General features: G+C 62.9%; 11 protein-coding genes. 5 read left to right on the top strand and 6 right to left on the bottom strand.

The genetic code is table 11. The features are described 5' to 3' along the window. Positions 1-353: 353 nt before the first annotated feature. Together L1P09_RS21285 and L1P09_RS21280 are read right to left on the bottom strand one after the other, a co-directional pair. On the bottom strand, positions 354-1,478 hold the full coding sequence (locus L1P09_RS21285; protein WP_054906272.1) for a methyltransferase: 1,125 nt from the start codon (positions 1,476-1,478) through the stop codon (positions 354-356). A gap of 96 nt (positions 1,479-1,574) precedes the next feature. Further along, a complete protein-coding gene (locus L1P09_RS21280) occupies positions 1,575-2,282 on the bottom strand; it encodes an autoinducer binding domain-containing protein (RefSeq protein WP_235768076.1) in 708 nt (235 codons plus the stop codon). 212 nt (positions 2,283-2,494) lie between these two features. Between L1P09_RS21280 and L1P09_RS21275 the strand changes: the two genes are divergently transcribed. Beyond that, positions 2,495-3,271 carry a ferredoxin--NADP reductase gene (locus L1P09_RS21275; protein ID WP_110679786.1) on the top strand — a complete coding sequence of 259 codons (777 nt, stop codon included), beginning with the start codon at positions 2,495-2,497 and terminating at the stop codon, positions 3,269-3,271. A 71-nt stretch (positions 3,272-3,342) separates the two neighbouring features. Here L1P09_RS21275 and mscL read toward each other — a convergent pair whose 3' ends face one another. Then, complete coding sequence (gene mscL, locus L1P09_RS21270) at positions 3,343-3,762, bottom strand: large-conductance mechanosensitive channel protein MscL (RefSeq protein ID WP_029888025.1); 420 nt, start codon at positions 3,760-3,762, stop codon at positions 3,343-3,345. Positions 3,763-3,938: 176 nt separating this feature from the next. Here mscL and radA point away from each other — a divergent pair, with 176 nt between their 5' ends. Beyond that, positions 3,939-5,309, top strand: a complete 1,371-nt coding sequence (gene radA / locus L1P09_RS21265) for a DNA repair protein RadA (RefSeq protein WP_009681282.1) — start codon at positions 3,939-3,941, stop codon at positions 5,307-5,309. 469 nt (positions 5,310-5,778) lie between these two features. On the opposite strand, the gene L1P09_RS21260 is transcribed toward radA, so the two are convergent. Together L1P09_RS21260 and L1P09_RS21255 are read right to left on the bottom strand one after the other, a co-directional pair. Continuing rightward, entirely contained in the window at positions 5,779-7,299 is a 1,521-nt protein-coding gene (locus tag L1P09_RS21260) for a nucleobase:cation symporter-2 family protein (RefSeq protein ID WP_054906235.1), read from the bottom strand. Between the two features lie 242 nt (positions 7,300-7,541). Continuing rightward, complete coding sequence (locus L1P09_RS21255; protein ID WP_029886891.1) at positions 7,542-7,925, bottom strand: PilZ domain-containing protein; 384 nt, start codon at positions 7,923-7,925, stop codon at positions 7,542-7,544. 167 nt (positions 7,926-8,092) lie between these two features. Between L1P09_RS21255 and L1P09_RS21250 the strand changes: the two genes are divergently transcribed. The 3 genes from L1P09_RS21250 (at position 8,093) to yjiA (ending at position 11,545) form a co-directional block, all read left to right on the top strand. After that, on the top strand, positions 8,093-10,159 hold the full coding sequence (locus L1P09_RS21250; protein ID WP_235768075.1) for a carbon starvation CstA family protein: 2,067 nt from the start codon (positions 8,093-8,095) through the stop codon (positions 10,157-10,159). 13 nt (positions 10,160-10,172) lie between these two features. Beyond that, positions 10,173-10,370 (top strand): YbdD/YjiX family protein, encoded by a 198-nt coding sequence (locus L1P09_RS21245; RefSeq protein WP_009682654.1) that lies wholly within the window; start codon positions 10,173-10,175, stop codon positions 10,368-10,370. 197 nt (positions 10,371-10,567) lie between these two features. After that, complete coding sequence (gene yjiA, locus L1P09_RS21240; RefSeq protein ID WP_054906238.1) at positions 10,568-11,545, top strand: GTPase; 978 nt, start codon at positions 10,568-10,570, stop codon at positions 11,543-11,545. Here yjiA and L1P09_RS21235 read toward each other — a convergent pair. Beyond that, positions 11,505-12,992, bottom strand: a complete 1,488-nt coding sequence (locus tag L1P09_RS21235; protein WP_235768074.1) for a methylenetetrahydrofolate reductase C-terminal domain-containing protein — start codon at positions 12,990-12,992, stop codon at positions 11,505-11,507. The genes yjiA and L1P09_RS21235 overlap by 41 nt on opposite strands. Between the last annotated feature and the right edge of the window lie 159 nt (positions 12,993-13,151).

Here is a 13,151-nt window from a genome sequence, read left to right as displayed (position 1 = left end):
AGAGCGAGCGCCGCCCGCGCGGCGCATCGCGAGCTGCGCTCGCTCCTACGTTTGTTTCGGGCCAATTATTCCTGTGGGATTTGCGCGCGAACGCCTTGGCGCATGCCTCAAAATCGCGTCGTACGAACAAGGCGGCCGCGCGCATCTGGCACAGGGGTTACTGGCCCGAAACAAACGTAGGAGCGAGCGCAGCTCGCGATGCGCCGCGCGGGCGGCGCTCGATTTCACAGGCGCTGAAGATGCTGCGGCTACCCTTGCCAGAAACCATAGCATCTCCCACAGGGTCGCATCTGCCTCGCGCCTCGTGCAGTACCTGTGGGAGCCGGCTTGCCGGCGATAGGGCCGGTACAGGCTTACTTGCGCGCCTTGAGGATTACAAACTTGGGCGTAGCCGCTATCTGCTCCACCCCACGGAACAACCGCGCCAGCTTGCTGTGATAGCCCAGGTGGCGGTTGCCCACGATGTACAGGGCCCCGCCCACCACCAACGCTTCGCGTGCCTGCTGGAACATGCGCCAGGCAAGAAAATCGCCAACCACCTGTTGCTGGTGGAACGGCGGGTTGCAGAGCACCACATCCAGCGACTGTTTTTCGACCCCGGCCAAGCCGTCGGCTGCTTCGAAGGTGGCCGGCCGCTCACCCAAGGCGGCGCGCCAGTTCTCCCGTGCCGATTGCACCGCCATGTACGACTCGTCGACCAAGGTGTACTCGGCATCCGGGTTGGCCAGGGCACTGGCAATGGCCAGCACCCCGTTGCCACAGCCCAGGTCTGCTACCCGCGCGCGGCCGAGGTCGCGTGGCAGGTGCGGCAGGAACGCCCGGGTGCCGATATCCAGGCCTTCACGGCAGAACACGTTGGCATGGTTGAGCAATTCCAGCGCCGGGGTGTCCAGGCGGTAACGGCTAGGGTAGGGCGAGCGGGCCAGGGGGCGCTCTGCCAGCGTCGCGGTGAGCAGGCGGGCCTTCTTTTGCGCCAGCGAAGCCTGCACCGGGCCGATGTATTTCTCCAACAGGTCACCGGCCGCGCGTGGCAAGTGCTTGACCATTGCCCCGGCAATCACCTGCGCAGCGGGGGCCAGCTGCCCCTGCAGGCGAATCAGTTGCTCTTCGAGCAGGGCCAGGGTTTTAGGCACGCGCAGCAGCACCCGGTCGAACGGGCCCTGCCAGTGCTCGCTGGCTGGCACGAACGGCACGCTGTCGAACGGCAGGCCATTGCGCGCCAGGTTCTTTTCCAGGGCCATGTGCGCCAGGTGGGAGTCGCCGCTGCTGGTCACCTGCACCTTGCCAGCCAGGCTGGCGGCCACGGCCCCGAAGCTGTCGTTGAGCACCAGCACCCGGCAGTTGGCGTCAGGTGCCTGCGCGTGCAACTGCGCGAGCAGGTATTCGTCGGCGGCATCGAAAGCCTGCAAAGGGTCGTTGGCCTGTTCGGGCTGGCGGATCAGGTCGAGTTCGGCGTAAGGGGTGGTCAACAGGGGCATGGCGTCTGGCTCGGGTATGAAACTGCCCGTTGCGGTTCGCCCCGGGCTTTGCCAGGCGATTCTACAGGGCTTTGCCCCGGGTCGCAGGTCTGAAGGTCAGATCCAGCCGCGCAACGCGGCAATGGCGATGGCGCCAGCCTTGTTGGCGGCATTGGTCTTGGTGATCACGCTGCGGATATGGAAATTCACCGTGCTTTGCGACAACGACAGAATGCAGGCAACGTCGGCAGCGGTCTTGCCAGCGGCGGACCATTTCAGCACTTCCAGCTCACGCGCGCTCATCTTCGGTTGTGGCGGGCATAACGCGTTCAGGTGGTGTTCGCTGAGCACGGCATGCAGCGTGTGGCACAGCCACTGCACACTGCCGGCCTTCTCGTAGAGCTCGTTGATGTCGATGCTGCCCGCCGGGCGGGCCACGCTGATCTGGCTCTCGTTGTGTTGCAGGTCGTGCAGCGACTGCGTCCAACCGTGACGCAGGCCATGATGGCAGGCTGCTTCGCGAAAGTGCGGGGCCTCATGATAGAGCTCGTCGGTCCACAGCACCGGCAGGGTCGACTGGTGGCTGAGGTGGGCGGCGCAGTCCTGCTTGTAGAAGTCGTCGCGCTGATAGCAACTGATCCATTCATCCGGATAGTTGCTGTACAGGTAGAGCCTGGGCGTCTGGGTCGCGATCTGAATGCGCAGGTTCAGCCCCAGGTACTGCATGGCCAGGTCCTGCGCCAGATGCACTGCGATGTTGAACAGCTTCTTTGGGCTGCGCTCGCTGACGAACGCATCAAGATGTTCAGGTTTCCAGTGAAGCATCTGAAACACTCCTTGAGGCGCGGGATTCAATCCGTTTGAGAATCAGGACTAGTGTAGGAAAAGACCTACCGTTGTGTTGGGATTTTTTGCTATAGCCAACCGCATTCTCTGCGACTTTCATACCGGCACCCGGCGTGAGGCCCTACAAAGCGGTGGTTTTTATCCCGAGCACTTTAGGCGACACTGTGCACACGCCAACCCTGGAGCCCGATATGACCGCTAGCGCCGAAAAGTTCACCCGCCAGACCCTGCTCGATGTTCAGCCGCTGACGCCGAACCTCTTCAGCCTGCGGGTTACGCGCGATGCCGGGTTCCGATTCCGTTCCGGCCAGTTCGCCCGGCTGGGCGTGACCAAGGCCGATGGCAGCGTGGTATGGCGCGCCTATTCCATGGTCAGTGCGCCCCATGACGAGCACCTGGATTTCTTCTCCATCGTGGTGCCGGGCGGCGAGTTCACCAGTGAGCTGAGCCGCCTGGGGGCAGGTGATACCTTGCTGATAGACCGCCAGGCGTTTGGCTTCCTCACCCTCGACCGGTTCGTCGGCGGCCGCGACCTGTGGCTGCTGGCTACCGGTACCGGCATTGCGCCGTTCATGTCGATCCTGCAGGACTTCGAGGCCTGGGAGCGGTTCGACAGCATCAAACTGGTGTATTCGGTGCGCGAGGCCAGAGAGCTGGCTTATGTGGATGAAATTGCCGGGCTGGAACAGCGCGATTATCTGGCCGAGTTTGCTGGCAAGTTGCAATTCATTCCGGTGGTGACCCGCGAGCAGCACCCTGGCGCGCTGAACCAGCGCATTACCACGCTGATCGAGAACGGTGAGTTGGAGAAGGCGGCGGGGCTGGAACTGTCCCCCGAGCATTCGCGGGTGATGCTGTGCGGCAACCCGGAGATGATCGACGAGACACGCAAGGTGCTCAAGGCACGCGACCTGCAGTTGAGCCTGAGCAAGCGGCCCGGCCAGGTGGCGGTCGAGAATTACTGGTAAGGCGCTGGGCCTGGGCACCGGCGCTGCCGGTGCCGGCGAGCAAGAGCGGGCTGCAAGGCAGCCCGGCAACCTCAAGGCAAACGGTTCTGATTCTGCGTCTTGAGCAAATCGCGAATCTCGGTCAGCAGGGTTTCCTGGGGGGTAGGCACTGGCGGGGCAGTCGGTGCCACGGCCTCTTCACGCTTGAGCCGGTTGATGGCCTTCACGCCCATGAAAATGGCGAAGGCCACGATCAGGAAGTCGATCACGGTCTGGATGAACTTGCCATAGGCCAGCACCACCGCCGGTACGTCACCTTGAGCGGCTTTCAGGGTAATGGCCAGATCGCTGAAATCCACACCACCAATCAACAGGCCCAGCGGAGGCATGATCACGTCGCCGACGAAGGACGAGACGATCTTGCCGAAGGCTGCGCCGATGATGATACCAACCGCCATGTCGACGACGTTGCCTTTGACCGCGAAGGCCTTGAACTCATTGAGCATGCCCATGTTTAGATCCTTGTAACAAAAGGTGAGGTAAACGCAGTGTAAGCCACTTGAACGCTTCATGCGTTGTGTTCAGGGCAACTGACTGCGGTTAGAACGAATAGTTTTGTCGCATCCCGAAGCGCTCGAGGCACGTGCGGCTCGGCTATCATGGCGATTTTTCCAGGAGACCCCAACCCATGGCCAAGGCCAAGCGCATGTATGGCTGCACCGAGTGCGGCGCGACCTTCCCCAAATGGGCCGGCCAGTGTGGTGAATGCGGGGCCTGGAACACCCTGGTCGAAACCATGATCGAAAGCGGCGGTGCCGCTGCGCCCAGCAGTGGCCGCGCCGGCTGGACCGGGCAGCAGGCACAGATCAAGACCCTGGCCGAAGTCAGCGTCGAGGAGATCCCCCGTTTCACCACCAGCAGCACCGAGCTCGACCGTGTGTTGGGTGGCGGCCTGGTAGACGGCTCGGTGGTGCTGATTGGTGGCGACCCTGGTATCGGCAAGTCGACCATCCTGTTGCAGACCCTGTGCAATATCGCCGTGGGCATGCCGGCACTGTATGTCACTGGCGAGGAATCGCAGCAACAGGTGGCCATGCGCTCGCGCCGCCTGGGCCTGCCCCAGGACAAGCTCAAGGTCATGACCGAAACCTGCATCGAGACGATCATTGCCACGGCACGTGTCGAAAAACCGCGGGTAATGGTGATCGACTCCATCCAGACCATCTTCACCGAGCAGTTGCAGTCAGCCCCTGGTGGCGTTGCCCAGGTGCGTGAAAGCACGGCGTTGCTGGTGCGTTATGCCAAGCAGAGCGGCACGGCCATCTTCCTGGTCGGCCATGTCACCAAGGAGGGCTCGCTGGCCGGCCCGCGGGTGCTGGAGCACATGGTCGATACCGTGTTGTATTTCGAGGGCGAGTCCGACGGCCGCCTGCGCTTGCTGCGGGCGGTGAAGAACCGCTTCGGCGCCGTCAACGAGCTGGGCGTGTTCGGCATGACCGACCGCGGCTTGAAGGAGGTATCCAACCCGTCGGCGATCTTCCTCAACCGTACCCAGGAGGAAGTGCCGGGCAGCGTGGTGATGGCCACCTGGGAAGGCACCCGGCCCATGCTGGTCGAGGTGCAGGCGCTGGTGGACGACAGCCACCTGGCCAACCCGCGCCGGGTCACCCTGGGCCTGGACCAGAACCGCCTGGCCATGCTGCTGGCGGTACTGCACCGCCACGGCGGTATACCCACCCACGACCAGGACGTGTTCCTCAATGTGGTGGGCGGGGTCAAGGTGCTGGAAACCGCTTCGGACCTGGCGCTGCTGGCGGCGGTGATGTCCAGCCTGCGCAATCGGCCACTGGCCCATGGTCTGCTGGTGTTCGGCGAGATCGGCTTGTCGGGCGAGGTACGCCCGGTGCCAAGCGGGCAGGAGCGCTTGAAGGAAGCGGCCAAGCACGGCTTCAAGCGGGCGATCGTGCCCAAGGGCAATGCGCCGAAGGAGCCGCCAGCGGGGCTGCAGGTCATTGCCGTGACCCGGCTGGAGCAGGCCCTGGATGCATTGTTCGAGTAATTCGTAGCCTGTACTGGCCCTATCGCCGGCAAGCCAGCTCCCACAAGGATCGCCTTAGGGCTGACAGGTGTTTGCCACAAGGTATGGCAGCGCCTGTTGGAGCGAGCGCCGCCCGCGCGGCGCAATCGCGAGCTGCGCTCGCTCCTACGTTTGTTTCGGGCCAATTATTCCTGTGGGATTCGCGCGCGAACGCCTTGGTGCATGCCTCAATATCGCGCCGTACAAACAAGGCGGCCGCGCGCGCCTGTCACAGGCGTTACTGGCCCGAAACAAACGTAGGAGCGAGCGCAGCTCGCGATGCGCCGCGCGGGCGGCGCTCAATCTCACAGGCGCTGCATACCTTGTGGCAAACACCCGTGAGCCCTGATGCGAGCCCTGTGTGGCTTGCCGGCGACAGGGTCAGCCCAGGCAAACGAAAAAGGGGGCCGATGATGCGCATCGGCCCCCCACCTCACCGCTCAGGCAACCCTCAATGCTCGGCCACCGCCGCAGGGCGTCTGACCGTTTCATTGCCATGCTCATCCAGCTCCAGCATCGGCACCTCGTTACCCTCGGCATCGAACAACTTGCCATCCTTGAAGTAGTCGCCATCGCGCAGTGCAGAAATGTCCGAATACTGGATGGTGCGCTCGTAGGCCGCAGCGAACACCGACTGGTTTTCCGAGTTGCCGGTGGTGAAGTGGTTGAAGATCAGGTTCAGCAGGATGGCCATGATCGCCGCCGAGCTGATGCCCGAGTGGAAAATGGTCTCGAACCAGTTCGGGAAGTGGTGGTAGAAGGTCGGCGCGGCGATCGGGATCATGCCGAAGCCCAGCGATGCCGCGACAATGATCAAGTTCACGTTGTTCTTGTAGCTGACCTTGGACAAAGTGCGGATACCACTGGCCGCCACGGTGCCGAACAGCACGATGCCTGCACCGCCCAGTACCGGGGTAGGGACGGCGGCAATGACCCGGCCCATGATCGGCAGCAGGCCGAGAACCACCAGGATCAGGCCACCGGTAGCCACCACATAACGGCTCTTGACGCCGGTAACGGCCACCAGGCCGACGTTCTGGGCGAATGCGCTTTGCGTGAACGAGCCGAAGATCGGCGCCAGAATGCTCGACGCCATGTCGGCACGCAGGCCGTTGCCCAGGCGCTTGGAGTCGACCTTGGTATCGATGATCTCGCCCACGGCAAGGATGTCGGCCGAGGTTTCCACCAGGGTCACCATGATAACGATGCACATCGACAGGATGGCCGCGATGTGAAACTCGGGCATGCCGAAATGGAACGGCGTGGGGAAGGCGAACATCGGGCCTTCGGTGACCTTGCTGAAGTCGGCCATGCCCAGCGCCCAGGCGATCAATGTGCCGACCACCATGGCCAGCAGGATCGACAGCCGCGAGATGCTCGCGCTACCCAGTTTGCTCAGCAGCAGCACAATGGCAAAGGTCAGCGCCGCCAGGCCGATATTGGCCACGCTGCCGAACTCGGGCGAAGCGCTGTTGCCGCCCATTACCCAGCGCGCGGCGACCGGCATCAGGGTCAGGCCGATGGTGGTGATGACGATACCGGTCACCAAGGGCGGGAAGAACTTGGTAATGCGTGAGAACACCGGGGTGATCAGAAAGCCGATCAGTGATGCCGCCATGACCGCACCGAGCACCCCCGGCAAGCCACCGCCACCTTCGCTGCTGAGAATGGCGCCCATGGTCGCCACGCCAGCGAACGACACGCCCTGCACCAGCGGTAGCTGGCAGCCGAAAAACGGCAGACCCAACGTCTGCAGCAGGGTGGCCAGGCCACCGGCAAACAGCGAGGCGGCGATCAGCATGCCGATTTCGCCACCGTTCAGGCCAGCGGCCTGCCCCAGGATCAGGGGCACCGCGACGATCCCCCCGTACATGGTCAACACGTGTTGCAGACCATAGGCCAGGTTGGCGCCCAGCCCGAGGTTTTCGTCCTCGGGGCGTTGAGCGGGAGACGTGCTAGGGGACGTAGTCATGGAGCAGGCTCTCTGTTTATTGTTGTGGCGCTACTGTAGACACTTCCCGTGATTGATTGCCACAAGAATTGTATACAATATTTTGATCGGAGCGCGCACAAGTGCGGCATCAGGGTGTGTCAAAACCCAATGCATGAGCCGTACCAACTTGTCTAAAGCTGTACTAGAGGGGTGTGTACAAAGTCCTGCTACCCAGCCCTAAAGCTGTCTGAGTAGACAGGAAACACAAAGTGGGAAGGCCCTTAGCTAGCTAAGAGATTCCATTCTTCGATCAATTCGCGCAGCTCACGCATCATTCTGGTGCCGTCACCCAGGTTCAATTCCACAAGACGGTGCAGATGGGTCATCGATTCGACATCGATGTACAGGCAGATGAAACCAAGCCGGGCCGGTTCCTCGTGGCGCAGTTCGACCTGCATGGTCACCTGCGTTTGCTCGTCCAGCGTGATGATTGCGTCGAAGTTCTGGCTCAGGTCGGCATCCCATTGCTGCGGGCGTTCCACCAGCAGCCCCTTGAGCGAAATGTCCAGCAGCTTGGGCGACCAGCATCGGGAGCCTTGGTGAAGTTCGGTAGGGGCGTCGAAGCAGATTCGCTGGAAACGCCTACGTTCGTCGTGATCGCTCATGGGGTAAGGCCCTCGGGTGGCATCCTGATCAGGGTGATGAAGGGTTTGTGCATCAGGTACTGCAATCTGGCCGCAGAGGCTCTAGACCAAAGCAAGTGTGGCAATGCCGCCTGACTCGCCCTAGACTCGGTGGGCGGTCTTTCCAATCCAACAGCTGGAAGCTAACCATGAACAACAATAATAGCCTGCTACGCCACATACCGTGGCTGGCGCTGGCAGTCATAGGGGCCTGCGCGCTGGGTGTTGTTGCCCTGCGTCGCGGTGAGGCGATCAATGCCTTGTGGATCGTGGTCGCGGCAGTGGCCATCTACCTGGTCGCCTATCGCTACTACAGCCTGTTCATCGCCACCAAAGTGATGCAACTCGACCCGCGCCGTGCCACCCCGGCGGTGCTCAACAACGACGGCCTGGACTACGTTCCGACCAACAAACACATTCTGTTCGGCCACCACTTCGCCGCCATCGCCGGCGCTGGCCCACTGGTGGGCCCGGTGCTCGCCGCGCAAATGGGCTACCTGCCCGGCACGCTGTGGCTGATTGCCGGTGTGGTGCTGGCCGGTGCAGTGCAGGACTTCATGGTCCTGTTCCTGTCTACCCGCCGCAATGGCCGCTCGCTGGGCGACATGGTGCGCGAGGAAATGGGTCGCATTCCGGGCACCATCGCCCTGTTCGGCTGCTTCCTGATCATGATCATCATCCTGGCGGTGCTGGCGCTGATCGTGGTCAAGGCCCTGGCCGAAAGCCCATGGGGCATGTTCACGGTAATGGCGACCATCCCGATCGCGATGTTCATGGGCATTTACATGCGCTACATCCGCCCGGGCCACATTGGTGAAATCTCGATCATCGGCGTGGTGCTGCTGTTGGCCTCGATCTGGCTGGGGGGCCAGATTGCGGCCGATCCGGTATGGGGCCCGGCGTTCACCTTCACCGGCGTGCAGATCACCTGGATGCTGGTCGGTTACGGTTTCGTGGCTGCGGTGCTGCCGGTGTGGCTGGTGCTGGCGCCGCGCGACTACCTGTCGACCTTCCTCAAGATCGGTACCATCATCGCCCTGGCCATCGGCATCCTGGTGACCATGCCCGAGCTGAAAATGCCGGCGCTGACCCAGTTCACCGATGGCACTGGCCCGGTATGGAAGGGCACCCTGTTCCCGTTCCTGTTCATCACCATTGCCTGTGGTGCGGTGTCTGGCTTCCACGCGCTGATCTCCTCGGGCACTACGCCCAAGCTGCTGGATAACGAAATCAACGCCCGCTACATCGGCTATGGCGGCATGCTGATGGAGTCGTTCGTGGCCATCATGGCCATGGTGGCTGCGTCGGTGATCGAACCTGGCGTGTACTTCGCCATGAACAGCCCGGCAGCGGTGGTCGGCGCCGATGTGGCGTCGGTCGCGCAGACCGTGAGCAGCTGGGGCTTCCTGATTACGCCCGAACAACTGGAGGCGGTGGCCCGCGACATTGGCGAGCACACCATCCTGGCCCGTGCCGGGGGTGCACCCACGCTGGCGGTAGGTATCGCGCAAATCCTGCACCAGGTGCTGCCGGGTGAAAACACCATGGCGTTCTGGTACCACTTCGCGATCCTGTTCGAGGCGCTGTTCATCCTCACCGCGGTCGACGCCGGTACCCGTGCCGGGCGCTTCATGCTGCAAGACCTGCTGGGCAGCTTCGTACCAGCCCTGAAACGCACCGAGTCGTGGGGTGCCAACCTGCTGGCCACCGGCGGTTGTGTAGCGTTGTGGGGTTACCTGCTGTACCAGGGCGTGATCGACCCGCTGGGCGGTATCAACACCCTGTGGCCACTGTTCGGTATCTCCAACCAGATGCTGGCGGGTATTGCCCTGATGCTGGGCACCGTGGTCCTGATCAAGATGAAGCGCGAGCGCTACATCTGGGTCACCCTGCTGCCGGCAGCCTGGCTGCTGATCTGCACCACGGCGGCGGGCCTGATCAAGCTGTTCGACCCGAACCCGGCTGTAGGTTTCCTGGCCCTGGCCAAGAAATACAGCACCGCCTTGGACGCCGGCCAGGTTCTGGCCCCGGCCAAGGACATCGGGCAGATGCAACACGTGATCTTCAACGCCTACACCAACGCCGGCCTGACCATTCTGTTCCTGCTGGTGGTGTTCAGTGTGCTGTTCTTTGCCATCAAGGTCGGCTACGCCGCCCTCGGCCGCAAAGAACGCAGCGACAAGGAAACCCCGTTCCAGGCCCTGCCTGACGCTTGAGAGGACCGCTGTCATGTTCAACGACCTGGGTCGACTGGGTAAGTACCTGGGGCAGGCCGCCCGCCTGATGGTCGGCATGCCCGACTACGACAACTATGTCGAGCACATGCACAAGACACACCCGGACAAGCCGGTCATGACGTATGAGCAGTTCTTCCGCGAACGTCAGGAAGCACGTTATGGCGGCAAGTCCGGGCCCAAGTGCTGTTGAGTCTCAAGCGTTAACCTGTACCGGCCTCATCGCTGGCAAGCCAGCTCTCACAGGCACTTCACAGGCCTCCAGGTTTGTGCGGTGCCTTTGGGGCGCTCTTTCAGGTACTGCCCAGGCGTCAAGGTTTGCGCGGTACCTGTGGGAGCTGGCTTGCCGGCGATGTGGCCAGTGTTTTTTCCGCACAGGAGATGTTCTGCGTGCAGACGCCCATTCCCGTAACCATCCTCACCGGCTTCCTCGGTGCCGGTAAGACCACCTTGCTCAAACACATGCTCAAGGCCGAGCATGGTCTGAAGCTGGCGGTGATCGAAAACGAATTCAGTGACGCCGGCATCGACAGCCAGTTGCTGGGCGACCAGCCGGTGCAGGTGATGACCCTGGCCAACGGCTGTGTGTGCTGCAGCATCCATGGCGACCTGACCCGCGCCTTGTACCTGCTGCTCGAGCGCCTGGATGCCGGCGAAATCGCCTTCGACCGCCTGGTGATCGAATGCACCGGCCTGGCCGACCCGGCGCCGGTGGCGCAAACCTTCTTCATCGACGAGGAACTGCGCGAGCGCTACATCCTCGACGGCATCATCACCCTGGTCGATGCCAAGCATGCCGAGTTGCATCTGACCCAGACCATCGCCCAGGCCCAGGTTGGCTTTGCCGATCGCCTGTTGCTGAGCAAGACCGACCTCGTCGAGCCGGCTGCGGTCCAGGCCCTGCGCGAACGCCTGGCCCGTATCAACGGGCGGGCGGCGATCCGAGTGGTCGAGCACGGTTGCATCGACCTGGCAGAGTTGCTGGACGTGCGCGGCTTCAACCTCAACCCCGACCTGGGCGCAAACCTGAAACCCTCGCTGCGCCCGGTGCTCAAGCCGGCCACCCCCGACCGCATCGGCACCCTGGTGTTGCGTACCGAAGCCGCGTTGGATATCGACCGCCTCAGCGGCTTCATGAACGACTTGCTGGAAACCCATGGCAAGCAGCTGCTGCGTTACAAGGGCGTGCTGAACATTGCCGGCGAGGACCGCAAGCTGGTGTTCCAGGGTGTGCTCAAGCTGTATGGCTTCGACTGGGACGCCGAGTGGGCCGAAGGCGAAACCCGCGAAAGCGTGATGGTCTTCATTGCCGATGACCTGCCTGAGGCTACGATTCGGGCTGGGTTCGAGGCGCTGGCTGAGGGCTGACCCGGCGCGGCGAGGGTGGCGCGAACCACTGCGGCCACGAGCTGCGGTGGCGCGTTTGCTCCTCGATGCAGGGGATCAGCCGCTCCCTCAGCACGGCGGTTTGCCCCACGGCCTTGGCCGTGCGGTACTTGATGCTGTGGATGCACTCGCGGTCGCCGAACTCGCAGCGGTTGAGCGCGGTGCCCCCACAGGGGCCATTGGCCAGGCCCTTGGGGCAGGTTTCCGGGCAGGTGTACAAGGTGTCTTCCAGGCGGCAGCGGCCGCAGGTATCACAGCCAACCAACGGGCGCTTAACGCTGCGCTCCAGGGTGTGCAGCACCTGTGCGCCAAGGCGGGTAGTCCACAGTGGCTGGCGCACCGCCCAGCCAAACGCCTTGCTCAGGCTGTTGCGGCGGCTGAACAGCAGCCCATGCATGCCATGCATCAGGTGGTAGCGGGCTTTTTCCTTGAACGAGGCATCGACCCTTGATTCGCCCTTGCGCCAGTTGGCCTGGGGGGGATGGAAGGTGACTGCCGGCAGCCCCGGCATCTGCCAACTGGCTTGCCAGGCGGGCGCCCATTGCTCCAGGGTGTGGACGTGCGTTTGCCAGTACGCCAGTCGCGCTTCAAGGGCAAGCAGCTGCTTCAGGTCATGAATGCCCGACAGGTGCACGCCCGCGTAACCCATCAGCTTCGTACCGATGATCTGCAAGGCAAGGCGGTCAACGCTGCGCGACTGGGCAAAAGCCTTGGACTGCGCCGTTTCCGCCTCGAGCATCTCGCGCATGGAGGGGGTAACGGTCACGCCGGCGACGTGGTCGAGCATCGCTGCACGGCCATGGGTAAGGCTCATCAGGCAGGCCAGCATGGGTTTGGGCGCGGCCTGGCGGCGCATCCAGTGCATGGCTTCCTGGTGTTTGGCTGCGTCGAAGCCCAGTTGCAAGGTGAGGAAGTCGGCCCCCGCAGCCAGTTTTTTCTCGGCCTTGAAGTACTGCGCGCCGCCTTCTTCCTCGTGGTACTTGAACGGGTTCAGCGCCGCGCCCAGCAACCAGTGCGGGCAGGCCTGGCGGGCAATCTGCAGCGCGGCCACCGACTCCAGGTAGCGCACCGGGCGCTGGCCGGGTTCATGCCCAGGCAAACGGTCACCGGTCAGCAGCAGCAACTGGTCGAGGCCGGCCGCCTCCATGCGCTGCAATTGCGCGAGCAAGTGGTGGCGTTCGCGGTCCTTGCCGGAGAAATGCGGCAGGGCAGGCACCGGGCGGTCGAACGAGGCCAGGGCGTCCAGCGGCGACATGTCCAGCGGGCTGCCGACGCGGTCGCCGATGGCCACGGTCATTGGCCAGCCGCACAGCTGCGCACGGTCCATGATCGCTTGCAACGCAGCGAAGCGTTCTGCAGAGGCTTTGGGCACAAACTCCATGACACAGACGAAATGGTGTTCACGCAGCGCGGTTTTCAGCAGGCTCATGAGGCCGGGCACCTGGTATGGTCAGGGTGGCATTGTGCGGCAGAAGGCGCAGGAGGTCATGTCCGGATGCGCAGGCTGGTGCTCTGAACAAGACATGGGGCGGCCCCTGCGCCCTCAGGATCATGAGAATTTCTTGGGTTCATCTTAAATTTTATGAGT

The sequence above is a fragment of the Pseudomonas juntendi genome (assembly GCF_021560075.1).
Classification (GTDB): domain Bacteria; phylum Pseudomonadota; class Gammaproteobacteria; order Pseudomonadales; family Pseudomonadaceae; genus Aquipseudomonas; species Aquipseudomonas juntendi.
Note: the sequence above shows the minus strand (reverse complement) of the source record. Positions and strands in the feature narration are given on the sequence as shown.

What these genes read in the sequence shown, in the direction of transcription:
- L1P09_RS21285 (WP_054906272.1), bottom strand. Translation starts at nt 1,478, where the DNA reads ATGCCCCTGTTGACCACCCCTTACGCCGAACTCGACCTGATCCGCCAG.
- L1P09_RS21280 (WP_235768076.1), bottom strand. Translation starts at nt 2,282, where the DNA reads ATGCTTCACTGGAAACCTGAACATCTTGATGCGTTCGTCAGCGAGCGC.
- L1P09_RS21275 (WP_110679786.1), top strand. Translation starts at nt 2,495, where the DNA reads ATGACCGCTAGCGCCGAAAAGTTCACCCGCCAGACCCTGCTCGATGTT.
- mscL (WP_029888025.1), bottom strand. Translation starts at nt 3,762, where the DNA reads ATGGGCATGCTCAATGAGTTCAAGGCCTTCGCGGTCAAAGGCAACGTC.
- radA (WP_009681282.1), top strand. Translation starts at nt 3,939, where the DNA reads ATGGCCAAGGCCAAGCGCATGTATGGCTGCACCGAGTGCGGCGCGACC.
- L1P09_RS21260 (WP_054906235.1), bottom strand. Translation starts at nt 7,299, where the DNA reads ATGACTACGTCCCCTAGCACGTCTCCCGCTCAACGCCCCGAGGACGAA.
- L1P09_RS21255 (WP_029886891.1), bottom strand. Translation starts at nt 7,925, where the DNA reads ATGAGCGATCACGACGAACGTAGGCGTTTCCAGCGAATCTGCTTCGAC.
- L1P09_RS21250 (WP_235768075.1), top strand. Translation starts at nt 8,093, where the DNA reads ATGAACAACAATAATAGCCTGCTACGCCACATACCGTGGCTGGCGCTG.
- L1P09_RS21245 (WP_009682654.1), top strand. Translation starts at nt 10,173, where the DNA reads ATGTTCAACGACCTGGGTCGACTGGGTAAGTACCTGGGGCAGGCCGCC.
- L1P09_RS21235 (WP_235768074.1), bottom strand. Translation starts at nt 12,992, where the DNA reads ATGAGCCTGCTGAAAACCGCGCTGCGTGAACACCATTTCGTCTGTGTC.